General features: G+C 50.9%; 31 protein-coding genes. 13 read left to right on the forward strand and 18 right to left on the reverse strand.

Translation table 11 applies throughout. From position 1 onward, the window contains the following. Nucleotides 1–69: 69 nt before the first annotated feature. From AC07N2_RS14270 to AC07N2_RS14300, 7 genes are all read right to left on the reverse strand, one after another. Entirely contained in the window at nt 70–423 is a 354-nt protein-coding gene (locus AC07N2_RS14270) for a copper-binding protein (RefSeq protein ID WP_494778839.1), read from the reverse strand. Nucleotides 424–458: 35 nt separating this feature from the next. Then, nucleotides 459–971 (reverse strand): cupredoxin domain-containing protein, encoded by a 513-nt coding sequence (locus AC07N2_RS14275; protein WP_494778840.1) that lies wholly within the window; start codon nt 969–971, stop codon nt 459–461. 28 nt (nt 972–999) lie between these two features. Continuing rightward, nucleotides 1000–2277, reverse strand: a complete 1278-nt coding sequence (locus tag AC07N2_RS14280; RefSeq protein ID WP_494778841.1) for a multicopper oxidase family protein — start codon at nt 2275–2277, stop codon at nt 1000–1002. Between the two features lie 12 nt (nt 2278–2289). Next, entirely contained in the window at nt 2290–3711 is a 1422-nt protein-coding gene (locus AC07N2_RS14285; protein WP_494778842.1) for a TolC family protein, read from the reverse strand. Beyond that, the gene (locus tag AC07N2_RS14290; protein WP_494778843.1) at nt 3708–4040 is read right to left on the reverse strand and encodes a hypothetical protein; all 333 of its coding nucleotides are present in this window, start codon (nt 4038–4040) and stop codon (nt 3708–3710) included. The genes AC07N2_RS14285 and AC07N2_RS14290 overlap by 4 nt, the downstream gene beginning before the upstream one ends. 101 nt (nt 4041–4141) lie before the next feature. After that, entirely contained in the window at nt 4142–4552 is a 411-nt protein-coding gene (locus tag AC07N2_RS14295) for a hypothetical protein (protein WP_494778844.1), read from the reverse strand. Nucleotides 4553–4619: 67 nt separating this feature from the next. Beyond that, nucleotides 4620–4892, reverse strand: a complete 273-nt coding sequence (locus tag AC07N2_RS14300) for a metal/formaldehyde-sensitive transcriptional repressor (protein ID WP_494778845.1) — start codon at nt 4890–4892, stop codon at nt 4620–4622. A 72-nt stretch (nt 4893–4964) separates the two neighbouring features. On the opposite strand from AC07N2_RS14300, the gene dmeF reads away from it, so the two are divergent. Next, the gene (gene dmeF, locus AC07N2_RS14305; protein ID WP_494778846.1) at nt 4965–5900 is read left to right on the forward strand and encodes a CDF family Co(II)/Ni(II) efflux transporter DmeF; all 936 of its coding nucleotides are present in this window, start codon (nt 4965–4967) and stop codon (nt 5898–5900) included. A 65-nt stretch (nt 5901–5965) separates the two neighbouring features. Here dmeF and AC07N2_RS14310 read toward each other — a convergent pair whose 3' ends face one another. From AC07N2_RS14310 to AC07N2_RS14325, 4 genes are all read right to left on the reverse strand, one after another. Then, the gene (locus AC07N2_RS14310; RefSeq protein WP_494779259.1) at nt 5966–6439 is read right to left on the reverse strand and encodes a Dps family protein; all 474 of its coding nucleotides are present in this window, start codon (nt 6437–6439) and stop codon (nt 5966–5968) included. A gap of 309 nt (nt 6440–6748) precedes the next feature. After that, on the reverse strand, nt 6749–7426 hold the full coding sequence (locus AC07N2_RS14315) for an alpha/beta hydrolase (RefSeq protein ID WP_494778847.1): 678 nt from the start codon (nt 7424–7426) through the stop codon (nt 6749–6751). 54 nt (nt 7427–7480) lie between these two features. Further along, nucleotides 7481–8662: a GGDEF domain-containing protein gene (locus AC07N2_RS14320; RefSeq protein WP_494778848.1), complete on the reverse strand. Its 1182-nt coding sequence runs from the start codon at nt 8660–8662 to the stop codon at nt 7481–7483. Between the two features lie 123 nt (nt 8663–8785). After that, nucleotides 8786–10369, reverse strand: a complete 1584-nt coding sequence (locus tag AC07N2_RS14325; protein WP_494778849.1) for an OpgD/OpgG family glucan biosynthesis protein — start codon at nt 10367–10369, stop codon at nt 8786–8788. A gap of 415 nt (nt 10370–10784) precedes the next feature. Between AC07N2_RS14325 and AC07N2_RS14330 the strand changes: the two genes are divergently transcribed. Together AC07N2_RS14330 and AC07N2_RS14335 are read left to right on the forward strand one after the other, a co-directional pair. Then, the gene (locus tag AC07N2_RS14330) at nt 10785–11024 is read left to right on the forward strand and encodes a hypothetical protein (RefSeq protein ID WP_076591238.1); all 240 of its coding nucleotides are present in this window, start codon (nt 10785–10787) and stop codon (nt 11022–11024) included. 220 nt (nt 11025–11244) lie between these two features. Then, a complete protein-coding gene (locus AC07N2_RS14335; protein WP_494778850.1) occupies nt 11245–12069 on the forward strand; it encodes a D-alanyl-D-alanine carboxypeptidase family protein in 825 nt (274 codons plus the stop codon). Between the two features lie 46 nt (nt 12070–12115). Here the strand turns inward: AC07N2_RS14335 and AC07N2_RS14340 are convergent, their stop codons facing one another. The 3 genes from AC07N2_RS14340 to AC07N2_RS14350 are packed head-to-tail and all read right to left on the reverse strand — an operon-like array spanning nt 12116 to nt 14496. Next, nucleotides 12116–12412 carry a DUF6587 family protein gene (locus AC07N2_RS14340; protein WP_494778851.1) on the reverse strand — a complete coding sequence of 99 codons (297 nt, stop codon included), beginning with the start codon at nt 12410–12412 and terminating at the stop codon, nt 12116–12118. Continuing rightward, nucleotides 12409–14244, reverse strand: coding sequence for a ferrous iron transport protein B (gene feoB, locus AC07N2_RS14345; RefSeq protein WP_494778852.1), 1836 nt, complete (start codon nt 14242–14244; stop codon nt 12409–12411). Before feoB ends, AC07N2_RS14340 begins: the two co-directional genes overlap by 4 nt. 12 nt (nt 14245–14256) lie before the next feature. Next, entirely contained in the window at nt 14257–14496 is a 240-nt protein-coding gene (locus AC07N2_RS14350) for a FeoA family protein (RefSeq protein ID WP_494778853.1), read from the reverse strand. Between the two features lie 249 nt (nt 14497–14745). Here AC07N2_RS14350 and AC07N2_RS14355 point away from each other — a divergent pair, with 249 nt between their 5' ends. Beyond that, nucleotides 14746–14964 carry a DUF3820 family protein gene (locus AC07N2_RS14355; protein WP_076591232.1) on the forward strand — a complete coding sequence of 73 codons (219 nt, stop codon included), beginning with the start codon at nt 14746–14748 and terminating at the stop codon, nt 14962–14964. A gap of 35 nt (nt 14965–14999) precedes the next feature. Here AC07N2_RS14355 and AC07N2_RS14360 read toward each other — a convergent pair whose 3' ends face one another. Next, nucleotides 15000–15662, reverse strand: a complete 663-nt coding sequence (locus AC07N2_RS14360; RefSeq protein WP_494778854.1) for a TetR/AcrR family transcriptional regulator — start codon at nt 15660–15662, stop codon at nt 15000–15002. A gap of 86 nt (nt 15663–15748) precedes the next feature. On the opposite strand from AC07N2_RS14360, the gene AC07N2_RS14365 reads away from it, so the two are divergent. From AC07N2_RS14365 to AC07N2_RS14385, 5 genes are read left to right on the forward strand one after another with little or no spacing between them, the layout of a single operon-like run. Beyond that, nucleotides 15749–16192, forward strand: a complete 444-nt coding sequence (locus AC07N2_RS14365; protein ID WP_494778855.1) for a YybH family protein — start codon at nt 15749–15751, stop codon at nt 16190–16192. 34 nt (nt 16193–16226) lie between these two features. After that, on the forward strand, nt 16227–16478 hold the full coding sequence (locus AC07N2_RS14370; protein WP_494778856.1) for a hypothetical protein: 252 nt from the start codon (nt 16227–16229) through the stop codon (nt 16476–16478). A 38-nt stretch (nt 16479–16516) separates the two neighbouring features. After that, nucleotides 16517–16990: a VOC family protein gene (locus AC07N2_RS14375; RefSeq protein ID WP_494778857.1), complete on the forward strand. Its 474-nt coding sequence runs from the start codon at nt 16517–16519 to the stop codon at nt 16988–16990. Nucleotides 16991–17034: 44 nt separating this feature from the next. Then, complete coding sequence (locus AC07N2_RS14380; protein WP_494778858.1) at nt 17035–17463, forward strand: YciI family protein; 429 nt, start codon at nt 17035–17037, stop codon at nt 17461–17463. 42 nt (nt 17464–17505) lie between these two features. Further along, a complete protein-coding gene (locus AC07N2_RS14385) occupies nt 17506–18033 on the forward strand; it encodes an SRPBCC family protein (RefSeq protein ID WP_494778859.1) in 528 nt (175 codons plus the stop codon). Between the two features lie 113 nt (nt 18034–18146). Here AC07N2_RS14385 and AC07N2_RS14390 read toward each other — a convergent pair whose 3' ends face one another. Then, nucleotides 18147–19367 (reverse strand): serine hydrolase domain-containing protein, encoded by a 1221-nt coding sequence (locus AC07N2_RS14390; protein WP_494778860.1) that lies wholly within the window; start codon nt 19365–19367, stop codon nt 18147–18149. 185 nt (nt 19368–19552) lie between these two features. Next, nucleotides 19553–20218 (reverse strand): DNA oxidative demethylase AlkB, encoded by a 666-nt coding sequence (alkB, locus tag AC07N2_RS14395; RefSeq protein ID WP_494778861.1) that lies wholly within the window; start codon nt 20216–20218, stop codon nt 19553–19555. A 198-nt stretch (nt 20219–20416) separates the two neighbouring features. Here alkB and AC07N2_RS14400 point away from each other — a divergent pair, with 198 nt between their 5' ends. Together AC07N2_RS14400 and AC07N2_RS14405 are read left to right on the forward strand one after the other, a co-directional pair. After that, nucleotides 20417–20980 carry a PadR family transcriptional regulator gene (locus AC07N2_RS14400; RefSeq protein WP_494778862.1) on the forward strand — a complete coding sequence of 188 codons (564 nt, stop codon included), beginning with the start codon at nt 20417–20419 and terminating at the stop codon, nt 20978–20980. Then, nucleotides 20980–21804, forward strand: coding sequence for a siderophore-interacting protein (locus AC07N2_RS14405; protein WP_494778863.1), 825 nt, complete (start codon nt 20980–20982; stop codon nt 21802–21804). Before AC07N2_RS14400 ends, AC07N2_RS14405 begins: the two co-directional genes overlap by 1 nt. 102 nt (nt 21805–21906) lie before the next feature. Here AC07N2_RS14405 and AC07N2_RS14410 read toward each other — a convergent pair whose 3' ends face one another. Then, nucleotides 21907–22653 carry a GntR family transcriptional regulator gene (locus AC07N2_RS14410; protein WP_494778864.1) on the reverse strand — a complete coding sequence of 249 codons (747 nt, stop codon included), beginning with the start codon at nt 22651–22653 and terminating at the stop codon, nt 21907–21909. Nucleotides 22654–22883: 230 nt separating this feature from the next. Between AC07N2_RS14410 and AC07N2_RS14415 the strand changes: the two genes are divergently transcribed. After that, nucleotides 22884–23702 carry an ABC transporter ATP-binding protein gene (locus AC07N2_RS14415; RefSeq protein WP_494778865.1) on the forward strand — a complete coding sequence of 273 codons (819 nt, stop codon included), beginning with the start codon at nt 22884–22886 and terminating at the stop codon, nt 23700–23702. Continuing rightward, entirely contained in the window at nt 23699–24712 is a 1014-nt protein-coding gene (locus AC07N2_RS14420; RefSeq protein WP_494778866.1) for an ABC transporter substrate-binding protein, read from the forward strand. Before AC07N2_RS14415 ends, AC07N2_RS14420 begins: the two co-directional genes overlap by 4 nt.

The following is a 24712-nucleotide window of genomic DNA, read 5'->3' on the forward strand; positions in this document are numbered from 1 at the left end:
AAGATGTACAGCTATCTCATCAAGACATCACAAGCATCTGAATAGAGTGTGATGACATGACCTTACAGATCATTGTGCCTCTTTAAGCTCGATCTTGGTCACGGTAAATACACCATCTATCTTGTTAGCAACAAAACGAATTTTGTCGCCTTCCTTGACCTGATCGAGCATCGCTGGATCTTGTGCACGGAACAGCATGGTCATACCCGGCATATCCAGATTGGCTAGCGGGCCGTGCTTGATCGTGATTTTCCCTGTTTCCTTGTTGATTTTCCTTACTTCGCCTTCGCTCATCGCACTATCGGATGTGCTGCTTGCCTCTGCCATCGCGGCATGATGTGCGTGTTCATTTTCAGCATACACCGACGATAAACCAGTCCATGCGAAGGCTATGGCAACTGCCATTCCAGTCAAATTTTTCATGATTTCATTCCTGAAAATTAAATAAATAGTCGCTGTTAGTTGAAGAAATTACGTCTGTTTTTTTCACCAACATGGATCTTCCCAACCATGCCCGCTTCAAAATGACCAGCGATCAGACAGGCGAAATCGAATTCGCCCGGCCGGTTAAAGGTCCACACAATTTCCGCATAAGCGCCCGGTTTGACGTGCGCCATATAAGGCGCTTCATGTTCCATAGTCGGAAATTTACGCATCATGGCAGCGTGTTCTTTTAGCTGATCCATCGTGCCGATAACCACTTCATGCATGAGCTTGCCTTTGTTCTTCACAACAAACTTGATGGTCTCGCCTTCCTTTACCTTGATCTTGTTTGGCGTGAAGCGCATATCGTCACTCATCACAAGTTTGATGGTTCTATGCGCTTTCTCTGGGTCACCGGCAATACCGAACTCTTTTTGCTCGGCCTTCGATATATCAAAAGCCTTTTTCTCATGCATATCATCGCCATGCGCCAGCGCCAATGACGAGGCAAATAGCAAAGGCAATATCGTCAGAATTAACTTTTTCATTTTTTCTCCAAACCTTTATCTCAGTTATTCATTTCAATTCGTAAGCAACGCTGCCCTTGGGATGCTTGTACCAACCGGGATCTTTATAATCGCCGGGCTTTTGATCCTTGCGTATTTTGACCATAGAGAACATGCCGCCCATCTCGATCGGACCAAACGGTCCGGTGCCGGTCATCATCGGTAGCGTGTTATCCGGGATAGGCATTTCCATCTCCGCCATATCAGCCATGCCACGCTCACCCATCACCATGTAATCGGGGATGATGCGTATGATCTTGCTGGCGATATTGCGTTGATCCACGCCTATCATCGTTGGCACGCTGTGCCCCATCGCATTCATCGTGTGATGCCCTTTGTGGCAATGGAAAGCCCAGTCGCCAAGATCGGTAGCATCGAACTCGATCGCACGCATCTGGCCAACTGCCACATCGGTAGTCACTTCCGGCCAGCGCGCTGATTGCGGCACCCAACCGCCATCCGTTCCTGTCACTTCAAATTCATGGCCGTGGATGTGGATGGGATGATTCGTCATCGTCAAATTACCAAAGCGAATACGAACGCGATCGCCCTGTCGACACACCAGCGGATCGATACCCGGAAATACACGGCTATTCCAGGTCCACAGATTCTGATCAAGCATGGTGTTGATTCGAGGTGTGCTGCTGCCTGGCTCTATGTCATACGCGTTCAGCAAAAAGACAAAGTCGCGATCCACTTTGTACAGTTCCGGGTTCTTGGGATGCGTGACCCAGAAGCCCATCATGCCCATCGCCATTTGCGTCACTTCGTCGGCGTGAGGATGATACATGAAGGTGCCGGGGCGCTTGGCCTCGAACTCGTACACATACGTTTTCCCTACTGGAATGTGCGGTTGCGTCATGCCGCCCACACCATCCATACCGTTCGGCAAACGTTGGCCATGCCAATGTATCGTCGTGTGCTCTGGTAATTTATTCGTCACGAAAATGCGGACCTTGTCGCCCTCCACTACTTCTATCGTTGGCCCAGGACTGGAGCCGTTGTAACCCCACAAAGTTGCTTTCATGCCTGGTGCCAGTTCACGTATCACAGGCTCGGCTATCAAATGGAATTCCTTCCAGCCGTTTTTCATGCGCCACGGTGCACTCCATCCATTCAAAGTCACGACAGGATTGTAAGGACGTCCACTAGTCGGTGCTGGCGGCGGCATAGTCTTGGCATGTTGAATAATTTGCGCTTCGGGTATCGATGCCGCTCCTGCCTTGCTGACAAAACCAGCGCCGAGCATCGTCGTTGCGCTCGCCAGAAAATTTCTACGAGTAACCATATTCATTCCTTATCAGTGTTCTGCTTGTGCAGATGGAGCTGCTGCGGCATTGCCTGCCTGCGCGTTGCGATTGCCACCGCTGCCGTTGATCGCCATTTGCAAATCGGTATCAGCCAGCCAATAGTTGCGTTGTGCTTCGATGGCGGCATTGACCGCGCCGATTTGCAAACGCGCATCGACTAACAATTCGAATACGCTGGCCAACATGCCGTTGTAGCGCAGCAGCATTTCATCTGAAATCTTTTTGCGTAATGGCACGATCTCGTCGCGGTAATGCCTGGAGAGATCGTAGGCAGTGCGATAAGACGTATAAGCCTCACGCACTTCCGAACGGGCACGGATGGCTGTATCTGCGGTGCGATTGACTGCCTGCATGTAGAAGGCTTCCGCTTTGGTCGATCTGGCAGTGCCCCAATCGAACAGAGGCAATTCCAAGCTGATTTCATAGCCGTTGCTGCGCGACTTGCCGGTCTCGCTCTTGTTCATGTAACCGACATCCAGCACATTGACGAAACGTGTCGCCTTGGTCAGGCCGAATGCAGCTGCAGTGGCCTCAGTATTGCGTTTGGCTATTTGTACATCCAGACGCTGCTCCATAGCCTGCGCTTCTAGATTGCCTACTTCTTGCGGCGATTTCGGCAAAGCAGGCAATTGTTCCGGCAGAACAAAGATAGCTCCGGCCTGCCACAAACCAAGCATGCGTGTGAGTTGCTCGCGTGTACTGTTCACATCTTGTCGGCTACGAGCAAGCTGTGCTGTGGTATCGGCATAGAACATTTGCTCACGTGCGGCATCCAGCTTGTTCCAGTTGCCTACCTTCTGCATCCGTTGTCCGAGTTCGGCTCCGGCTTCTGCCGCATCTTTCGCCTGTTCCATGAAACGTGCCGTTTGCTGCGCAGCGACTGCATTGAAATAGGCACGGCGTGTGTCGGCAGCCAGTTTGACCGCATCGTTTGCTACTTGCAGTTTTACCTGCTCAAAGCGTTGCCCTTCTATCTTGCTACGCATAGGCATGGTCAACAAACCGACCAGATCGAACATGATGCTGCGCTCGACTTCAAGCTCATTGGCCCCGTCGTTGTTCAAGCGGCCAAATGAAAAGCCGGGATTGCGCATACGACCAGCCTGCACCAGGTCCGATTCAGCCACACCTAGTTCTGCCAGTGAAGCCTGTAAACCTTTGTTGTTGAGCAGTGCGATTCTCACCGCACTCTCAGCTGTCAAAGGTTGGGCCAGCAGATCACGCACTGCTTTTTCTGATTCTGCACGTTCACTATCAGTTTGTATGCGTTGTGGAACCTGGCCAGTACGCTCCTTGGTCATGGCTGCAACACTGTCCATGCCTCCATCTTTGGAGAAGCTGGCACAACCAGTCAGCACAACAGCGGAAACGACGATCGCCATGGTGCGCATAGGTAAAAATAGTGTACTCATGGCTTATCTCCTGCGGAGTGATGCATGCCATGTCCACCATGCGACATAGCTGCGGATGGTTTTGCTGGTGCGTTGCTCGGCGCGTCTTTGATGTGATCGACATGCCCTTTCAGGCCGCCAAGTTCATCGTTGACTGCACGCCATACCTTGTCCGGAGACTGTTTTTGTTCCGGTGCGAAACGGTATTGCTCAAAAGCGGATTGATATGCCGGCTGCACTCCGCTCAAGGATGGCGCAGTCGGATTCATCTCTGGCGGCAATGTCTGAGCATGGCTGACAGCGGTAAAGGATGCGAGCACGATCAAGGGCACGCAATATGGAAGGTTCATAACATTCTCGTTTTAATGAAATGGATGCGAACAGAGCGCGCGTAATGATTACGCGTGCGCATCGGCAGGCAAAACCTGTCAAACAGGTTCAACGCAGCAAATTAAACGAGAGTGGATTTGGGCGGCCGCTTGATCCCGTCAGGGATATGGCCAAGGAAGAATGTAGCTGGAGATGAAAAGATAACTGCAGAACCGCTGGCTGCGATAGGCAAATCCAGCGTAGCCGGAAGTGCCGCAATACCCATGCAACATGCTGCACAAGCACTGCACTTCATATTCGACTGTTTATCGAATGGCGTTTTGGAATCACTTTGCGCTGTATGGGAAGACGTCATATCCATATTGGCATGCACATCCATGTTGCCATGATGAGCGTGCTCATCAGGTGCTGGAGTCACAACACTATGATGCATCTCCGGCGCACAAGACATTTGCATGGTCGCAGCAAAGCCCTGCACTGGCAGTGCCAGTACGAGCAACCACAACACAAATGTTTTGAAAATGCGATTCATCGCGGAAGTTTAGCACGACATTTTCACGCCGCGTTATGTGTTTCTTGCACAATTTCTCGGCAAGTCTTTATTTCAAATAAGAACGCAAAACACTGACAACTTGTTCCAGATCGTCTTGCCGTTCCTGTGCCGATGCGGCATTTTCTCCCAGGTGTTCCCGGATGTGACTTTCCAGCACTTCGCCCATCAATCCATTTGCAGCACCACGAATCGCGGCGATTTGCTGCAACACAGCGCCGCAATCACTATCGCCTTCCAGCGCTTTTTCCAAAGCCTCGACCTGCCCCTTCATGCGGCGGATGCGAGCTAGCAGTTTTTTGTTTTCTTTAACGTGCGACATCGATAATTCCTCGAATAAGTCAGTCTCATATATACTGGGGTATAGTATATTAAATTTTCAGGATATCCGCTCATGAGTGCATTAAATACATCCGACGATCTGGCACACGACCACATCTTCGACCGCGGCAATCCAATCGCGGAAAAGAAAACAGCGTGGGCTTTGGTACTCACGACCATCATGATGGTTGCAGAAATCATCAGCGGCTACGCCTTCAATTCCATGGCTCTATTGGCGGATGGCTGGCACATGAGCTCGCATTCGCTGGCGCTGGGCTTGTCTGTTCTCGCTTACGTTCTGGCGCGGCGTTACGCACACGACTCGCGATTTGCATTCGGCACCTGGAAGATTGAAATCCTCGGCGGCTATACCAGTGCGATATTGCTGCTTCTGGTTGCCGCTTTGATGCTTTATCAATCGATAGAACGTTTGATGTATCCGTCCGTCGTCCATTACGATCAAGCCATCGCGATTGCCATGATCGGTTTGCTGGTGAACCTTGCCTGCGCCTATCTGCTGAAAGATGATCATCACCATCATGATCATGGACACGAACACTCGCATACGCATGATGGACATCACCATCACGATTTGAATCTGCGTTCGGCTTATATGCACGTGATTGCGGATGCTGCGACTTCTGTCTTGGCAATCATCGCCTTGTTCGGTGGAAAGCTGTGGGGTGCGAGCTGGCTGGATCCAGCAATGGGTATCTTTGGTGCTGCCCTTGTTTCAATCTGGGCTTACGGTTTGATTAAAGATAGCAGCCGCGTTCTTCTCGATGCAGAAATGAATGCACCTGTCGTTGCTGAAATCAGGGAAGTCATCGCCGCCAGTCCGATTCCTGCTCGCATCAGCGACTTGCACGTATGGCGTGTGGGCAAGCAAAAATATGCCTGCATACTCGCCCTTTCTGTTAGTGAAGATGTCAGTCCTGATTACTTCCGCAAACAACTCGCCATCCACGAAGAACTGGCGCACATCACGGTCGAAATCACGCGAGTCTGATTTTTTAGACAAAAAAATACCTCCGCGCACGGAGGTATTTTGAGAACGTTGCAACCAACTAAAAATTAGTGACCGGTCGAATCAGCACTACGACCTGCTTCGAACAAGAACCATGTACGTTGTTCGGTTTCATCGATCCAGACTTCGATCAGACTGGTGGTACCGATATCGTGATGCTCATCACACACGCCATGTGCTTCACGCAAAAGTGAAGTCAGTAGCTTGTTATCTTCACGCAATTCAGCCAGCATGTCGTTAGGCTCTACGTAACCTGCATCGTTATCCTTGATGCGTTGGGTACGAGCAATATGACCGATAGAACGCAAAGTCATGCCGCCCACTTTACGGATACGCTCTGCAATCAGATCCGTCATCGCATAAATCTGCACAGCTTGTTCGTCCAACAGCAAATGATAGTCACGGAAATGCGGGCCACTCATATGCCAATGGAAGTTTTTCGTTTTCAAATAGAGCGCGAAGACATCGGCCAGCACGCCATTCATTGCAGCAGAAATATCTTTGGTCGCTTGGGTACCCATATCGCTAGGTGTGATCAGTGGTGCACGCTGTCTGCGCTTGATCTCGGCTACTGTACTTGCCTTAGTAGCTTTCGTCGCTTTAGTAGCCTTAACAGCTTTAACAGGTTTCTTCATAAATCACTCCTCGGTTATTGCTCAGTTATTGACGGACCACATCCGAATTATTTCGGCATGCTTGAAAGTACGCTCTTGCATTTTGAACCAAGCCCCGGTAAGCGGCAAGTTCAATAAATTGATGAATCAGATAGCGAAAGATGATTGGATGACGCATCGCATCATCAGTTCCATTTTTAATGTCATTAGTCTGCTTTACTTCAAAAAGAAATCGACAGCCAATGCAACGATAGGTGGCTGAATGGAGTGATTACCGTTGAATTCAACGAACTCGACTTCATAACCGGCTGCTTTCAGTTTAGCCACATGCGGCCGCGCACTGGTTTCTATCGGCAATTGTTCATCAACCAGCCCATGCGAGATAAAGACCTTGGGCGCGCCCTCTTGCATGAAGACAGACATGAAACCACCAGAGAACACGATGACATGGCTCACGATATCGCCATTGGTAATGCCAGTCGACAGCGAATAACTGCCACCGTCCGAAAAGCCGGCAAAGCCAAAATGCTCCGGGTCGATCAGATAACGCGATGCGACTTCAGCCAATGCCAGCCCTAGGCGCTGAATGTCCGGCCCATTACCGCCAATCACAATATCCCATGTCGGATACAAGGATTGCGGCGTCAGCAAAAGGAATTTATTGCGTTCCGCATGTTCTTCAAGAAAAGGTAAAACCTTTTCCGCGCTACCACCTGCGCCATGAAACATGACCAGCAAGGGAACAGCGACATTTGGCTCTAGACCAGTTGGGACATACAACACAGCATCACGTTCCTCGGCGATACCGAGAAAATTGCGACCAGGTTGCAACGGAGATTTAGTAGGCGTCGTATGCGTAAATGCAAGACGCCCCATCAGAGAGAGATCGATCATGGCGTAATCTTACCTTGTACATAGCCAATTGAAAACCTGCCGCATCAATGCTTGCTAAGCTGCGACAGCGACACCTTCATCCATAGACTGTTCATCGACCAGTACGCGATTGCGTCCGGAATTTTTAGCGCTGTACAAGGCTCTGTCTGCACGCGCACTTAAACGATCGAAATTCTCGCCATCTTGCCAAGTCGCGATGCCAATACTCACGCTGTAATGGCACTCGCCAAACGTACCGCTAACAAGATGCACTTCCGATTGTTCGCGCAAGCGCTTGGCAATGGCAAGTGCACCTGCTGTATCAGTATTGGGTAGTAACACGCCGAACTCTTCTCCACCCAGGCGACCCAAGGCATCGCCATCGCGCAAAGATGCACGCGTAATACGCGTGAATTCACGCAATACTTCATCGCCGCCAGCATGGCCGTAAGTATCGTTAATACGTTTGAAATGGTCGAGATCGATAATCAATAGCGACAATGGTCGACCCAAATTAGTCGCTCGCATGATGTGCTCACGCGCCACCTCCTCCAGCCGCTTGCGCGACAAAGCTTCGGTCAGATGGTCATGATTGGCGGCATCTTCCAGATTGGCCAGCATCGCATCATGCGTCAGCATCACGGCCGCCATCGTCATGGTCGGCAAGGTCACCGCACCGATTACCATCAACACGATATTCCAGAAGTTATCGAACATCATCGTGGTCGATGGTTCGGTCAACGTGATGAAATAGATACCACGTATCAGTTGGCACACTGCGAAGACCAAGGCGAGAATGGCGGCGAACCAGTAATTATATGGATTGCGATGTGGAGGCCTGTAACGCAGCAGTAACACGCTGGCAGAAATACAGACCACAGCGAAGAAGATGGTCATGATCAGCACCCTTACCGGAATACTGTTAATGGCGTAGCACCAGATGATCAAACTCACTGCAATCATGGCTATGCTGCTTAACAGCAGACTCCAGCGCGGCGGCTGCCCGACAAACCGTGCACAGCCCACGTAGTAATAGGCTGCAGCCAGGGCCAGCACGGAATTGGCAATGACAATGGAGATGAAATCCGGGATCAGATCGCGTAAAGCCAGCAAAGGCAGCGAAATGACCACCATCAAATTCGACTTAAACCACTCTTGTACGCCTGGTACGTTGGAGCGCAGCAGCGATCCCAACACTATTGCCATTACGAGACTGAGCAACGCAGTGGTAATCAGGATCGAAGTAAGAGTCAGCATAGGCTGGTGACCAGATTAGGAGGTGGAATGCCTATTGTAATCTGCGCCACCAGCTAAAACTTGATTCATTGCAACATTTGCCTGATCGGATAGGCAAATGTTGTGTCCAGTCAGGAGCCTGGATCAGAAGCTGCGATGCTCCGGTGGCGTCCACTGATACAGCCATGTTTCGGATAAAGGCTGACCATCCGCAGCAAGATAAAGCCGCAGATCGATAGGACCTTTGACATCGTCAGGCACTTTCAAATCAAACATGGCGCGATAGCCTTTGATCTCATGCAGCGGACGTGCCGATGTGACTTCAATCGTGCCCTTCGTGGTGGAAATGACAGGCACAACCTTGACGTCTTTGCCGAGCAGAGCAAGATCGCCACCGGCAAAATCAATCGCAAAACGCCACGAGAAATAAGTACGTTTTTTGCCGACCACGCCGCCTATGCCTGTGCGAGTTGCCACGACGGTAGCCGCTTTCGGCGTGACCGGAATTTTTGCGCCCCAATGTAATTTGTAGCCGAACAGCAGTTCCTGCCCTGGCTGCGGCTTGGCTTCCGGATTCCAGAAGGCGACGATGTTATCGAAGGTTTCATCGACGGTTGGAATCTCGACCAGTTGAATAGAGCCCTTGCCCCAACCAGATTTCGGCTCCACCCACAGACTCGGACGTCTTTCATAAAACACGCCGTCATCCTGATAGTGATCGAAGTTGCGATCACGCTGCACCAGGCCAAAGCCGCGTGGATTCTCGTCAGCGTACGCATTGAAACGCAAATGTTCAGGATTAAGCAAAGGCCGCCAAATCCATTCTCCACTGCCAGTCCACATTTCCAAACCGTCGGAATCATGTATCTCGGGACGCCAGTCATTGCTGATGCGCCTGTCGTTCTCCCCCATCAGGAACATGCTGGTCAGCGGTGCGATGCCCATGCGTTCTATCGTTTTGCGCGGATACAAGGCGACATCGACATCCATCAATGTCGTTGCGCCCGGTGCGATCTCGAAACGATAAGCACCGGAAATACTTGGCGAATCGAGCAAGGCGTAGACGACCAAAGAATTCGATTGCTTGGCCGGACGCTCCAACCAGAACTCGCTAAAGCGCGGAAATTCTTCTGGTCGCTCCATGCCGCAATCAATCGCCAAACCGCGCGCCGATAAACCGTATTGCCAGTCACTACCAACGGCTCTGAAATAACTCGCACCTAAGAAGGCCGTGATATCACGTACCAAATCGGTATGGAAATTAACTCGGAAGCCGGCAAAGCCGAGATCTTTAGGCATGTCTTTGCCCTTCAGACCGCTCTTGCCGTAATTGAACATCTCAGGATCGTAAGCCAGCTCAACTGCCCTGCCGTCATTTACTTCATGAATTTTGACAGACTGATTGGCATACATGCCGAGGTGAAAAAACTTGGCCTGAAAGCGTAATTTATCTCCAGCCCACAATGCATGATCGTCGCGATAACTGATGGCCTGATACTGATCCCAATCGAGCGACGTCACCGCAGCAGGTACAGGATTCGGCGGCAAGTGATAAGGCTTGCTAGCCAGATCGCGGGCCTGGCCTTTCAACCATGCGTAATCGAATGCGACTGGCTTGCCTAAGGTTTTCAGTTTGGAAGATGTATTTGCTGCCGCATACAGCGATGGCGCATAAAATCCGGCCAGTGTGAGTGCGGCGGAAGCTTTGAGTAAATCACGACGTTGCATTAGGCCCCTTTTTCTATATATAAATACTTGTCCAGCACGGTTGGGCAGAGCTGAGACAAGAACGTTCACTTTCTTGTCATTACAAACAGATTTTTCGTGTCATTTCTTCCATGGCGCAGCGCTCTTTTTTGCTGATCGTAGTAATTTTGTTAGCCATGACCGGCATATACAAAGCAATTCATGCACCAACATAGTTTTTCACTCAGGCAATATTCAAAGTCTGGAATGCCTGATATTTAAATACATAAATTAACAATAAATCATATAGTTAGAGAATATATTGAATGTTAATTATTAAATTAAAACAAAGCTAAAAATCAAAGCACAAAATGAATATTTGCCTCATATAGAGACAAACCCCGCCTTGATTCGATACTATTTGCCTCTTACCTATATTCAATCAACAGGAGTATCCATGAGCGATCAGCAGACAGAAACTGCACCGACCGAAGAAACCTATAGCAGAAGTGAAATTCTGTCTTTTTGCCGTCACCTGGGACGCACTTTGAAGGGATCATCGGATGAAAGTAATACGGCACTCGCCATGCATCTGATGCGCGAAGCCGAGTACCTTGGAAAAAACAAGTTCGAAACCGTTGCCGATATGTTTGCAGCAGTGGCTCACACAGTTGATCCAAATCTGCCTAAGAAATAAGTTCTACTACGTTATAAATGATCGCCTGCGCTGCATCATGTTCACTAAAAATGTGCAGCTATGGCGATCACAATTTGAAGAAGCTTATTCATGCTCTGAATAAAGTCTGAGCAAATTGATATCCGTTACAAAAAATAGTCTTGCCAGTGCAAGATAACCACAACCTTCCGCACACAAACGACGCTATTATTCTCGCTCAAAGAAATTCACTCGAGCGTATATGATCAAGTCTCTGCTTCTCGCTGTCACCATTACCGCAGCAGCATCTGCATCCGCAATGTCAGTTGGTTCCAAACATGCCATCGTGATAGACGAAAGTTCCGGCAAGGTCCTGTTCGAGAAGAATGCAACAGACATCGTACCGATTGCCTCCCTGACCAAATTGATGACCGCAATGGTCATCCTCGATGCTCGCCTCGATATGCATGAGCGCATCGTGGTCAGCGAGGAAGATGTCGATACACTCAAGTTCAGCTCATCACGCGTTCCGGTTGGCGCAATCCTGTCGCGTCATGCTTTGCTGGAATTGGCGCTGATGTCCTCCGATAACCGTGCCGCCCATGCTTTGGCGCGCACTTATCCGGGTGGTCTGGAGCATTTCAAGCTGGCGGTGCGCAACAAAGCGCATTTGCTGAATTTGCGTCGTACGAATATAGAAGAACCAACTGGCCTGTCGCCATACAACACATCGACGGCAAGCGATCTGGCCAAATTGGCTCTGGCCGCATCCAAGTATCCAGACATCGAAAGAATCACGACCGTCAGTAACGACTTGATCGATGTTAACGGCTCCATGCGCCACTATCACAACACCAACAAACTGGTAGGCGACAAGAACTGGACCATCTACTTGTCCAAAACCGGTTATACACAGGAAGCTGGTCGCTGCATCATCATGCGCGTACGCACTGCAGGACGCGATGCGATCATGGTCTTGTTAAATGCTAGTGGAAGCGCAAACCGGACGGCTGATGCAAATAACCTGCATCGTTTTCTGACGAAAGAACATCGTCAGGAAGTAATGGCAAAACTGACCATCAAGTAAGTCTTGCCTAAGATCAAACAGAAACGTCTTTGCTAGATCAACATTCTTAAATATGCCGCTGGAATTCCAGCGGTTTTACTTCCGGCTCTGCTTCAGGGTTGGAAGCGCAAGTTGAGCAAGTGCTGCATCCACTGCCGCAACCACCGCCCGCGCTTTCGCCCGGCATTAAAAAACCACCCAGACTACGCAAGATAAACGAACGCGACGGCTTGCTCAGCATCGTCGCCAACGCCAATTGACGCGCGCGCATCCACTTCGGCATCAACTTGCGCAGAACGTAGAGCGCGCTGAACAATACGATCGCGCCAATAATCACTTCTTGCACAAAGCCATAAATGTTCATGTCAGTGCCTTTGCAATTTGGTAAGTCAGGAATGAAGCCAGATAAGCCAGACCAAACATATAGCCAGCGGAAACCGCCACTGTACGCCAGGAATTCGTTTCGCGTCGGATCACAGCCAGTGTAGACATGCACTGTGGTGCGAACACATACCAGGCCAGCAAGGCCAGCGCCGTTGCCAGCGACCATTGTGCTGCAATCACTGGACCCAATTGCGCTGCAACAGCGTCCTCGCTACCCGACATCGCGTATACCGTGCCCAAAGCAGCCACAGCAACTTCACGCGCTGCCAAGCCAGGAATCAAGGCAATACAAATCTGCCAATTGAAACCGATAGGTGCGAACACCGGCTCCATCAAACGACCAATCTGACCTGCCAAGCTGTAATCAATAGCCGGCAGCGTTGCGCCTTCCGGCGGCCCAGGGAAAGTCGACAGGAACCACAGCAATACCGTCAGCGACAGGATGATGGTCGTTACGCGACGCAGGAAGATAAGCGCGCGTTCCCACAAACCAATCGCAACGTTGCGTACGCCAGGCATGCGATAAGACGGCAATTCCATCAACAAGGCATGTTCGCTCTTGTCCTTGCGCATACGCTTGATGAACCATGCCACCGCCATCGCGCTGACTATGCCCGCGATATACAGAACGAATAAAACTATGCCTTGCAAATTAAAGACGTTCCAAACCGTTGTGCTCGGTATGAATGCAGCGATCAACAAGGTATACACCGGCAAGCGCGCCGAGCAAGTCATCAGAGGCGCGACCAGTATCGTCGTCAGGCGATCACGCGGATCTTGAATACTGCGCGTCGCCATGATGCCGGGGATCGCACAGGCAAAACTGGACAACAGAGGAATGAAAGAGCGTCCAGTCAAACCAGCCTTGAACATCAAACGATCGAGCAAGAAAGCTGCGCGTGGCAGATAACCCGATTCTTCCAGCACCAGAATGAAGAGGAAGAGAATCAGAATTTGCGGCAGGAACACCAGCACAGCACCTAATCCCGCGAACAGGCCATCGACAACCAAGCTGCGCAACAAACCATCCGGCAGAGTCGTGGCAAACCACTGCCCGACAAAAGTCACGCCTTCGGTAATGCCGTCCATCAAAGGCTCAGCCCAGGAAAACACAGCCTGGAAAATAAAGAACATCACAACAGCCAAAATCGCCAGACCGAAGACTGGATGCAAGACCCAGCGATCGATCACATCATCGATTTTTGACGTTGCAGTCGGCATCGTCACTGCCGCGGCAAGGATGGTGCGCACTTGTGCGTGCAACTCGGCAGCAGTCCCTTCTGTTGGTGGAACGGCTTCCGACACGACTATCGTGTCCAGATGCGCTACCAGGTCTTTCGCGCCGCCATTATGAATCGCAACGGTTTCAATCACATCCATACCGAGCTGACGTTGCAGCTCTTCGCGATCAATGCTGACACCGCGCTTGCGTGCCGCATCCATCATGTTCAACGCCAACACCATCGGGCGTCCGAGGCGCTTCACCTCAAGTACGAAGCGCAAATGCAAACGCAGATTGGTGGCATCCACCACACAGACGATCAGTTCCGGTACGGATTCCCCTGCTCTACGTCCCAGGCAGATATCGCGTGTGATGACTTCATCCGGACTGGTTGCGTCCAGGCTGTAAGCGCCGGGCAAATCAAGCAGAGTGAAGACACGTCCGGATGGCGCAGTAAAACGCCCTTCTTTGCGTTCTACCGTTACGCCGGCATAGTTCGCAACCTTCTGACGGCTACCCGTCAGTTGATTGAATAAGGCAGTCTTGCCACAGTTCGGATTACCGACAAGCGCGATACGGGAAATAGGCATGAGATTTAAAAATTAACTGGCGAGATGAATGTGCACGCGTTGTGCTTCGGAGCGACGCAGGGCAAAACGTGTAAAACCGATTTGCACTAATAAAGGATCAGCGCCGATCGGACCACGCGCCACGATGCGTACAGGCTCGCCTGAGACAAAACCGAGTTCGCGCAAACGCTTGGCAATCGGGTCATCGCCCACGATATTCACGACGTCATCGACCACTGCGGGAGTAAAGGGAAGGAGTTCTGAGAGATTCACACAAAGCCAATACAAATAACAATGATTCTCATTATATTCCAATTTCTCTGAGAGGATGGGCTATGCCGCAATTTTCAAATGCGTGTTTGCTATTCTGCTTGCCTCTTCGACAACGAGAAATCTCATATACATTTCAAGAAGGCATCGAACGATCTTTTATTGGCACTGGAAATAAATTCGCTGCAGCAAAAACTGCGCATGCCGTCTATCATGCGCGATCAACATCTCAACAAATTTTGAACACAGTCGATGCAAGCAGAACACTTACAACTCTTGGTCACGCGCACCATGCCTTACGGTAAATACAAGGATCGCTTGCTGGCTGATTTGCCGGGACATTATCTCGGCTGGTTTGCACGCGAAGGATTCCCATCCGGCGAGTTGGGTAGTTTGATCGCGTTGATGTATGAGCTTGATCACAACGCACTCAGACATTTACTCGATCCTTTACGCACACCTAAATTTTAGGATTCACTCTTCTATCTGCACGCGCCCATCTTTACTTAGCCCCATCCACGCGCCAGCGGCATCCCGTGTTCCACCATATCGATCAGGCGCTGCCCTACTGCTTCCGCCTGCTCGTTGTTCAGGCTGCGTAAAGGTCCGTCTATCGATAACATCGCCAGACCATGCACGGCGGACCACGCAAGAAACTCCGCACCCGCACGTCGCTCAGGCGCCATCGCACCGGCCGTCACCAATTCATCCAGCGCCGAACCTAATAATTGAAACGGCGTGAGACCACTTTCTCCTGCCATCGCCGGCGTCTTTGCCTGCTGCAAATCTTCATGTACCGAGAACGCCGTACGGAACAGGCCAGGCTCTGCCCGCGCAAAACGCAGGTAGCCGGTACCAACTGCACGTACATGTGCCTTTGCCATGTCAACAGCGTTGCCCGTATCTACGCAAGCCTTCATCTCTGTCTCTATTGCCTGCGCGAGTTGCGACTGTGCGACAAAGCACACCGCCTGCAACAGGGCATTGCGATCGGCGAAATGCCGGTAGGCTGCATTCGGCGCTACTCCAACCTGCCGCGTGGCTTCTCGCAACACTACTGCGGTCGGCCCTCCGTCCCGTGCCAGCTGCGTTCCCGCCTCCAGCAAAGCCCGGTACAAATCCCCGTGGCGGTAAGTCTTGCGTTGCGGAACTGCTATTTTTTTCGTCATTTTGAATAAATGTGTACGCCGTACACTAGTTGTACTATTATTTATGGACACTGTACACAAGAACTCACTTTCATAGGAGAAACAGTATGAGCCAGGAGACTAAAAATACCTCAGCAGAAGCAGAAATCCGCGCAGTCCTCGATAGCTGGTTGAAAGCTGTTACTACCGGCGATCTGGACGCAACCATGGCGCACTACGCCCCCGATGTCGTTGCCTACGATGCCGTCCTTGCCTTGCAATTCAAGGGTTCGGATGTATACAGAAAGCATTGGCAGATGTGTATGACCATGTGTTCCGAGATGTGCTTCAAATTTCACGATGTGCATATCGCAGCGGGTGACGATGTGGCATTCAGCCACTGCCTCAATCTCTGCGGTGGCAAAGACAAGGACGGCAAGGAACACACTTCATGGATGCGCATGTCGACCGGCTATCGCAAGATCAACGGCAAATGGAAAATCGCACATGAACATTTTTCTGCACCGTTCGATATGGAAAGCGGCAAGGCGCTCTTCGATCTGCAACCGTAAAACAACTTCTGCTAACGCGACTACAAGCATAGTCATGACACTTTCATCTGACGCCAAGACACTGATCGAAACAAATGCGCGTAGCGCGCAAGCAGAGCAGATGCTCGAAATCGAATATTTACAGATGATCGAACGCTTCGATCAGTTGTGGGCAACCGCCACATCCGAACACGACCAGCAAGAAATGCAAAGATTGATCATATTGATTGAGCAACACGAAAAGAAACGAGAGATTCCGGCAGAACCAGCCAACAAGCTTACTGAACCGAGAATCCAGATTGTATGAACAAGGGATCATTCGCTTGATATACGAGGAGAACAACCATGAACAAACCATTAGTCAAACCCATTCCAGAAGGAATGCATAGCATCACTCCGCATCTGGTTTGCGCCAATGCGGCTGATGCCATCGAGTTTTATAAAAAAGCCTTTCATGCGACAGACGCAGCCATACTTCCCGGCCCTGGCGGCAAGATCATGCATGCGCATCTGCGTATAGGTGATTCATCAATCATGTTGATGGATGAGTACCCTGAGTTCGGCTCGTTTGGACCAAAGTCGCTTAAAGGCAGTCCGGTCACCATACATCTGTATGTAGAAAATGCCGATGCCGTCTTCACGCGCGCCGTTGCAGCAGGAGCAAAGGCGAAACATGCGATGGAAGATACTTTTTGGGGCGACCGTTATGGTGTGCTGGAAGATCCATTCGGCCACTCATGGTCCATCGCTACGCACATACGCGATGTGAGTCCGGAAGAACTGCAGCAAGCGGCCAAGAAAATGTGCCCGCAGGAATAAGACAAAAACACAGATAACAATAACCACTAAGCAGGAGCACAAGCATGCGATTCATGATCATTATTAAAGCAAATAAAAATTCAGAAACTGGTGCCATGCCGGATGAAAAACTCTTGAGCGAAATGGGCAAGTTCAATGAAGAACTGGCGAACGCCGGCATCATGTTGTCCGGCGATGGCTTGCACCCGAGTTCAAAAGGAGCCCGCATCAAGTTTTCCGGCGACAAGCGCACTGTTGTTAACGGCCCCTTTCCTGAAACCAAAGAACTCGTTGCCGGCTTCTGGATTTGGAAAGTGAAATCGAAAGAAGAAGCGATCGAGTGGGTCAAACGCTGCCCTAACCCAACCGGCGAAGAGTCGGAAATTGAAATCCGCCAGATATACGAAATGGAAGATTTTGGTACCGTACTCACTCCTGAACTGCGCGAACAGGAAGAACGCTTGCGTGCACAACTAACGTCCGACAAGACCTAAACCCCGACCCCCAACTACACAATAATTATTAACGGAGCACCCATGATCAAAACCATCGTCATAGTCATCGTTATATTGCTAGCCGCTGTACTCATCTTTGCTGCCACTAAACCGGATACTTTCCGCGTAGAACGCACGGCCACTGTTAAAGCAGCGCCGGAAAAAGCATTCGCGCTCATCAACGACTTCCATAGCTGGACCACATGGTCGCCGTATGAGAAAAAAGATCCGGACATGAAGCGTACGTATAGCGGTACAGCCAATGGCAAAGGTGCAATCTACGAATGGGATGGCAATAAGGATGTCGGCAAAGGACGGATGGAAATCACTGAATCAACGCCATCGTCACGCATCGTGATCAAACTTGATTTCCTGTCACCATTCGAAGCACACAACACGGCGGAATTCACTTTGCAGCCGCAAGGCGATTCCACTCAGGTGACGTGGGCGATGTATGGACCGGCCAACTATGTATCCAAGCTGATGAGTGTGTTTTTCAGCATGGATAAAATGATAGGCGATGATTTTGCCATCGGTCTTGCCAATCTGAAGGCGGCTGCCGAGAAATAAAATCTATTCGCTTCATCGCCAGCCTATCGGTAAAGCGAGCTGAGTATCCGCAAAAAAAGCCCTCCATTATTTCTAATGGAGGGCTTTTTTACTAATCGGCCATCATTTTTATCTTAATTTCTCAGCTTTTCAACTACCGCCGCCAAAAAATCAAGATCCTCGATCGTGTTTCTACCCGTAGGTTTGGAACGAGCGCTTAACGCAACAACCACAATCTTCTCTTCTGGATTGATATAGAGATATTGCCCGTGAATTCCTCTACCCATGAATGCCTGCTCATGCACCTTTCCGGCTTCAGGTTTCATCGTCCACCATTGATAGCCATAGCCATTCTTGCCGGTGACACCGCTAATTGGCTTTGCTGTCGTTGCTTCGGCTAACCAATTATCCGGAACAATTTTTTTACCATTCACTTCTGCGCCGTTGAGAATGAATTGTCCGAAGCGTGCAAAGTCACGCATCACGGCGAGAATGCCACTCCCACCAACCTCATGACCATTTGGAGAATCCAGCCACCAATAAGCATCAGCCTGCATTCCCACTGGAACCCATACCTTTTTGGAAAGATAGTCCGCCAGGTGCATCTTTGTTGCGGCTTGAACAATCTCACCAATCAATACTGTTTCACCAGTACTATAGTTAAAGTTCTTCCCAGGCTCAGAGGCTTTTGGCAAGGTTTTCAAAATATCAAAAATACCGCCCTTCTGATTGCTGGCAATTTGCAGCTCCAACAATTTCCTGCGGTCCGAGCTTGGGTCGGTATAGGTTTCATTCCACTTCACGCCGGAAGCCATCATGAGTACATCTTTGATGGACACATCTTGATAAGCGCTGCCAGCAAGTTGCGGCAAGTACTTCACCACGGGATCGTCCACACTAGTGATATAGCCATCTTTAATCGCAGCACCAACCAAAGTAGACACGAAGGATTTTGCTACTGACATGGACATCCATCTTGTATCTGGTTTTAGTCCGTAATCGTAATGTTCATAGGCAATCTTGCCGTCCTTCAGTACGAGCAAGCCAACCACTCGGTTTAAAGCTACATAATCTGGCAAGTCATATTTCTTCCCTTCGGAGGTGAAGGTCAAAGAGGTTATTTGCTTGTCACTCAAGGGCAACGGAGATGACTTTCTTCCCGCTTTAATCACGCGCGTCGGGAAAATTTTGTTGGTGTTTTGATAGGTTCGAACAGCTTTGTCTGGATAAAGAGAGCCATCGTAAATTTCGCGAGCCGTACCAATATCAAGCTTGGTGGGCGGGTTGGCAAAGCTGCTTGAAGTAAAGGCCGTCGAAGCGACAAGTAGCGGGATTAAACCAATTAACTTCTTCATGAAACGTCTCCTGTCATTGTTTTTTAAACTTTTAGGTGCAGCAAAAATTCAAACAATTGCTATAGAGCAGTTCTTGCAGTCGACATATAAAACTAATCACCGCAATCGACTGTACTCTAAAAACACCTCATAAAATAATTCCAGGCGACTACCCTCATACGTTTTTCAGCGTATGTTCAAATTTATCAACGCGCCTTGCGCAAAGTCAGATTGATGCGATGCTCACCAAGCAAGGGATGGCTTGCCATCTTCAATGGTAGAACGCCGTGATACCGAAGTCTGCCTGCTCCTCCCCACACCACCACGTCGCCATGCGTTAAAGGAATTCGCATGGTTTTGTCTTCACGTTTCATTCCGCCAAACAAAAATATGGCTGGGATGCCAAGTGAAACGGAAACAATGGGCTGACTGAAATCACGCTCATCTTTATCCTGATGCAGCGACATGCGCGCGCCAGGATCATAGCGATTGATCAGACATGCATCTGGTTCGAAATTTTCAAACCCGGCTTGCAGCGCAGCACTTTGTGCCAGTGCGAGAAAGACATTCGGAATGGGCGGCCACTCCTTGCCACTTTCCGGATCGATTCCATCATAGCGATAACCACTTCTATCCGTGACCCAACCATAGTGACCGCAGTTCGTCATCGCCACCGACATGCGGAAACCACCGGGCGTCGTCATATGGCGTAAAGGTGCTTGCGCGATGATGCTTTCGACCGCACTCAGCAAATCTGTCTCGACCGCCAATGCATGGCCTCGCAACACGACTGCACCCTCGCACACATCTTCGCGCCAGCTTCGCCGATGCTCTATCTCATCAAATAAGTCCAAATCTACACACCTATACATTCATCCTGCATCTTAGATACACAGCTAACCACAATTATGACTATGCAACAGGATTCCTGTCTCATGGCTCGACAGTCAGACTGATATTGCCTTCTGACATCAAACCAGTAATCCAGGATTTTTCAATTATCTAATTTGACTTAGACTGCATTTAGATATATCTTATTTATTCTAGATACGAACTAGATAGGAAAAATCATGAAACATCATCAACATTCCCATTGCCATCATATGGCCAGCCGCAACGACGGCGACGATCTCGGCGGTGGCCGCGGCCGACGCATGGGCGGCGAAGGACGCATATTCGGCCATGGCGGCCTGCGCTTCGTACTGCTGCATTTGATCGCGGAAAAACCGAGCCACGGTTACGAATTAATCAAATCGATAGAAGAGCGCCTCGATGGTGCATACAGCCCAAGTCCAGGCACCGTCTACCCTACTCTTACCTTGCTGGAGGAGCTCGCGCTGTTGAACGTAGACGAAGCCGACCAAGGTGGACGCAAGCGTTATCAAATCACCGATGCAGGTTTGCGTTATCTGGAAGAAAACCGCGCGATGGTCGACGCGATGCTGTTACGTCTGAACGGTGGCGTCGACGGCGCAGGTCCACGTGGTGGTCGTCCGCCGCAAGTCAAACGCGCGATAGAAAACCTCAAGCTCGCGATGCGCATGCGCCTGTCCGGCGAAACGCTGACGCAGGAACAGGCGAATGCTTTCGCCGCCATCCTCGATCGCGCAGCACAACAACTGGAGCAAATTTAATGACAACAAATAATTCTTCTGCAGTGCCGGATCGCACACCGCAGCGTGTACGTCACACCTTGCGCTTTCGCAGCGTGGAAGTCGTGAAGACTGAGCGCGTTACGCCGCATCTGTTGCGCGTTACTCTGGGTGGCGATGAGCTGGCCGACTTTGTCAGCCCGGCATTCGACGATCACGTCAAACTTTTCTTCCCTGATGAAAATGGCGTTCTGGCCTTGCCGGCGATAGGCCCGGACGGCCCTATCTGGCCGAATGGCATCAAGCCGACTATGCGTGATTACACGCCACGTCATTTCGACCCGATCGCAAAAACCTTGGAAATTGATTTCGCCCTGCATCTGGCTGGCCCTGCTACTCGCTGGGCAGAACAAGCTGCTCCCGGCCAACGCCTGGGAGTTGGCGGACCACGCGGATCTTTCATCGTGACGACAGATTTCGATTGGCATTTGCTGATCGGCGACGACACGGCCTTGCCTGCGATCTCGCGTCGTTTGGCCGAGCTGCCAGCCGGTGCTCGCGCCATCGTTATCGCTGAAGTTGATTCTGCTGCTGATCAAGTGAACTTGCCGAGTGCAGCAAATGTGCAAATCGTCTGGGCTTATCGCAGCGCTGCAAGTGCCGGAGAATTCCCTCTACTAACCGTGCTTAAACAAACCGAGCTACCCAAAGGCGACTTCCACACTTGGGTAGGTTGCGAATCTGCAGCAGCCAAAGCAGTCCGCGCACATCTGATCGAAGCACATCAAGCGAATCCGAAATGGATACGTGCCTCCGGTTACTGGCGCAAAGGTACAGCGGATACACATGACTCGCACGACGAATAAAACAAGTACGGTCTTATTGCACAGCACTAAAAGAAAATCCCGCTTCTTGGCGGGATTTTTACATGGCGCAACGATGTGCATAACACCTCAACCAAGTTGGCATCAGCCACCAGAAGAAAAGCTGCAACTCGCCACAAACTCGTAACGTTCAGGTCGTATATAGAAAACAGAATAATCACAGCATGCGCCACTGACGCATGTAGATGTACGTGTCATCACCAACACGGCGCTGCCGGTCTTCACCTTCAGCAACTTGCCCAGTTCACGATCAGCCAGTTGTGCGCCGATTGCAACGTCGGCACGTGCCACACCGCGTCCGTCCAGGCTTTTCAAGATTGCGTAATTCGGTTGCCGTTCCGCTTCACTCCACTCCATCGCCGCGACCGGTGCCGGCAAGTAACTGGCACCGACTGCAATCGGCTCGTCATCGACCAGATGCAGACGCTGCAGGAAAGTGCATTCCTTCACCTTTTTGCCGAAGCGCGCCGTTAACTGCTCCGGTACCGGCACCAGGTCCAGTGCCAACAATTTCATCTTCGGCTTCAAGCCCTGCATCAATAAGGAATCGTGAAAGCTGCGCAAGGCATCCAGTGCATGTCGCACCTGCTTGCCGGCTGCATAAGTACCTTTGCCCTGCTTGCGCTCGACAACATTCTCTTCTTCCAGGCGTCCCAAGGCCAGGCGCACCGTGACGCGACTGACGCCGAAACGCTCGACCAGCGCAGCTTCCGACGGCAGTTTGCCGGATGGCTCAAACGCGCCTCCGAGCACCTCTTCACGCAATTGCGCGGCGATTTGCTCGTACATCGAAGTCACGTTTTTACGTATCAAGGTATCACTGGCATGCATGCGGCTGACTCAATATTCATTGTTGATAACAAAGGAACAGCGATTATTCACGATAGTTCGCTGCCTGACAAAAAGGAAAACGAATAAGGATATGCAAAAGTCTTCGTTCGCCCAACTTGTATTAATACGTATTATGACAAAAATCATGACAAGCACAATGCTTGTCATGCATTTTTTGCAGCGGATTCCTCCACTTTGTTCAACGGATACCAGTCATGTACGAAAAACAAATGGCTCATCTTCGGGTCGACCATATCGACTTTGCCTATGAAAACGGGCAGACGGTATTCAGCGACTTTTCGATAGAAGCAAAGCCCGGCGAATTCCTTGCCCTGCTCGGCCCTTCCGGTTGCGGCAAAAGTACCCTGCTTAATCTATTGTCCGGATTCCTGCAGCCGCAGAAAGGCAGCATTCTGGTCAATGCAAACCAGGCCCGGCCGGAGATGCAAGAGCTCGGTTATGTATTCCAGTCGCCGCAACTCTTCCCATGGTTGAGCGCACTCGACAATGTGGCCTTCGGATTGCGCATGCGTGCCGATGTCACCCGCATTGAACGTGAAGAAAAAGCACGTGAGGCACTGGCGTTGGTTGGCCTTGCCGATGCCGCACAACGTCTGCCGCATCAGCTGTCCGGTGGCATGCAGCAACGCATCTCGCTGGCGCGCACGCTAGCAATGGAACCAACATTGTTATTGATGGATGAACCTTTCGCCGCATTGGATGCCATCTCGCGCCAAAGCATGAATGAAGAATTGTTGCGGCTCTGGTCCTCGCTCAAACAAACCGTGGTCTTCATTACGCATGACATCGACGAAGCAGTCTTCCTCGCTGATCGCGTAGTCGTGCTTGGCAAGGCGCCGCAAGGCGTGAAGCACACCGTCGCTATCGACTTACCGCGTCCACGCATCCATCGCGAAACGCGACGCCTGTCGCAATTCCATGAATACAGCAGCAGCCTGATGGACACCATTTCCACTGCAGATTTCCCGACCGCCGTTGCAGTTGAAGACGCGCACTCCTTCCCACTTCTTTCTGAAAGTACGCTATGAAGCCTGTAAAGCTGCTCATCACACTCTCACTAGCGCTGGCATCAGTCAGCGCCGCCACCGTGCAAGCGCAGGAAAAACCTATCCGCATCGGCTGGGTCTACGCGATGGCCAATGCACCCGCAGTGATCGCGGATCGCAAGGGCTACTTCAAGGAAGAAGGCGTCAACGTTGAAATCAAATCCTTCGGCGACGGCCCCATCCTGCAACAAGCTTTGTCAGCCGGCGATCTGGATATGGCATACATAGGCGCGCCACCGGTATTCCAATGGTATGCACGCGGCCTCAATAGCCGCATCCTGGCCAAGGTTAACTACGGGCAGGCCGCAGTGATTACACAAGCAAACAGCTCCATCCGCACAGTCGCCGACCTCAAGGGCAAGAAGATTGCCGGCGTCGCGAAAGGCAGCGGCATGGATGTACTGCTGCGTGGTTATGTCTTGAAGGAAGCAGCCGGACTGGAACCGGATCGCGACACCACCATCGTCAATATGCCCGCCGGGAATATGCCTGCCGCACTCGATCGCAATCTGGTCGATGCAGCATTCACCTGGGAACCGTTTATCGCGACCGCACTGCTGCGTGGCAATACCCGCCTGGTACTCGACGTCAATCAGGCTATCCCGCAATACCCGTGGTACATCGTGATGGCAATGCCGCGTACGCTGGCACAACGTCCTGACGACATCATCAAAGTCCTGCGCGCGCATCGTCGTGCCATCGACTTCCTGAACAAGCATCCGGACGAAGCGAACCAGATCATCGCCGAAGCCTTCGAAATTCCGACCGTCAAAACTGTCGACGGCCGTGAAATCAAGCCAGTGGATGTCGTCAAGGAAGCACGCAAACGCATAGGCTGGTCGGATCGCATCCAGCAAAACGATGTGCAATTCATTCAGCAATTGATGAACTACTCGCGTGCGCTCGGCTTCCTGAACAAGGACTTGCGCGCCACGGAAATCATCGACACCACATGGCAACAGCGCGCTGAAAAAGCGCCGGCCAAACGCTAA

Source organism: Herminiimonas sp. GW821-FHT09C12, assembly GCF_059416385.1.

Coding starts and splice junctions, on each gene's coding strand:
- AC07N2_RS14335 (WP_494778850.1), top strand. CDS start 11,245: ATGATCAAGTCTCTGCTTCTCGCTGTCACCATTACCGCAGCAGCATCT.
- AC07N2_RS14360 (WP_494778854.1), bottom strand. CDS start 15,662: ATGACGAAAAAAATAGCAGTTCCGCAACGCAAGACTTACCGCCACGGG.
- AC07N2_RS14385 (WP_494778859.1), top strand. CDS start 17,506: ATGATCAAAACCATCGTCATAGTCATCGTTATATTGCTAGCCGCTGTA.
- AC07N2_RS14320 (WP_494778848.1), bottom strand. CDS start 8,662: ATGCTGACTCTTACTTCGATCCTGATTACCACTGCGTTGCTCAGTCTC.
- AC07N2_RS14365 (WP_494778855.1), top strand. CDS start 15,749: ATGAGCCAGGAGACTAAAAATACCTCAGCAGAAGCAGAAATCCGCGCA.
- AC07N2_RS14390 (WP_494778860.1), bottom strand. CDS start 19,367: ATGAAGAAGTTAATTGGTTTAATCCCGCTACTTGTCGCTTCGACGGCC.
- AC07N2_RS14355 (WP_076591232.1), top strand. CDS start 14,746: ATGCAAGCAGAACACTTACAACTCTTGGTCACGCGCACCATGCCTTAC.
- AC07N2_RS14410 (WP_494778864.1), bottom strand. CDS start 22,653: ATGCATGCCAGTGATACCTTGATACGTAAAAACGTGACTTCGATGTAC.
- AC07N2_RS14420 (WP_494778866.1), top strand. CDS start 23,699: ATGAAGCCTGTAAAGCTGCTCATCACACTCTCACTAGCGCTGGCATCA.
- AC07N2_RS14280 (WP_494778841.1), bottom strand. CDS start 2,277: ATGGTTACTCGTAGAAATTTTCTGGCGAGCGCAACGACGATGCTCGGC.
- AC07N2_RS14295 (WP_494778844.1), bottom strand. CDS start 4,552: ATGAATCGCATTTTCAAAACATTTGTGTTGTGGTTGCTCGTACTGGCA.
- AC07N2_RS14370 (WP_494778856.1), top strand. CDS start 16,227: ATGACACTTTCATCTGACGCCAAGACACTGATCGAAACAAATGCGCGT.
- AC07N2_RS14375 (WP_494778857.1), top strand. CDS start 16,517: ATGAACAAACCATTAGTCAAACCCATTCCAGAAGGAATGCATAGCATC.
- AC07N2_RS14380 (WP_494778858.1), top strand. CDS start 17,035: ATGCGATTCATGATCATTATTAAAGCAAATAAAAATTCAGAAACTGGT.
- AC07N2_RS14285 (WP_494778842.1), bottom strand. CDS start 3,711: ATGAGTACACTATTTTTACCTATGCGCACCATGGCGATCGTCGTTTCC.
- AC07N2_RS14290 (WP_494778843.1), bottom strand. CDS start 4,040: ATGAACCTTCCATATTGCGTGCCCTTGATCGTGCTCGCATCCTTTACC.
- AC07N2_RS14275 (WP_494778840.1), bottom strand. CDS start 971: ATGAAAAAGTTAATTCTGACGATATTGCCTTTGCTATTTGCCTCGTCA.
- AC07N2_RS14315 (WP_494778847.1), bottom strand. CDS start 7,426: ATGATCGATCTCTCTCTGATGGGGCGTCTTGCATTTACGCATACGACG.
- feoB (WP_494778852.1), bottom strand. CDS start 14,244: ATGCCTATTTCCCGTATCGCGCTTGTCGGTAATCCGAACTGTGGCAAG.
- AC07N2_RS14415 (WP_494778865.1), top strand. CDS start 22,884: ATGGCTCATCTTCGGGTCGACCATATCGACTTTGCCTATGAAAACGGG.
- AC07N2_RS14325 (WP_494778849.1), bottom strand. CDS start 10,369: ATGCAACGTCGTGATTTACTCAAAGCTTCCGCCGCACTCACACTGGCC.
- AC07N2_RS14340 (WP_494778851.1), bottom strand. CDS start 12,412: ATGAACATTTATGGCTTTGTGCAAGAAGTGATTATTGGCGCGATCGTA.
- alkB (WP_494778861.1), bottom strand. CDS start 20,218: ATGTATAGGTGTGTAGATTTGGACTTATTTGATGAGATAGAGCATCGG.
- AC07N2_RS14270 (WP_494778839.1), bottom strand. CDS start 423: ATGAAAAATTTGACTGGAATGGCAGTTGCCATAGCCTTCGCATGGACT.
- AC07N2_RS14405 (WP_494778863.1), top strand. CDS start 20,980: ATGACAACAAATAATTCTTCTGCAGTGCCGGATCGCACACCGCAGCGT.
- AC07N2_RS14300 (WP_494778845.1), bottom strand. CDS start 4,892: ATGTCGCACGTTAAAGAAAACAAAAAACTGCTAGCTCGCATCCGCCGC.
- AC07N2_RS14330 (WP_076591238.1), top strand. CDS start 10,785: ATGAGCGATCAGCAGACAGAAACTGCACCGACCGAAGAAACCTATAGC.
- dmeF (WP_494778846.1), top strand. CDS start 4,965: ATGAGTGCATTAAATACATCCGACGATCTGGCACACGACCACATCTTC.
- AC07N2_RS14400 (WP_494778862.1), top strand. CDS start 20,417: ATGAAACATCATCAACATTCCCATTGCCATCATATGGCCAGCCGCAAC.
- AC07N2_RS14310 (WP_494779259.1), bottom strand. CDS start 6,439: ATGGGTACCCAAGCGACCAAAGATATTTCTGCTGCAATGAATGGCGTG.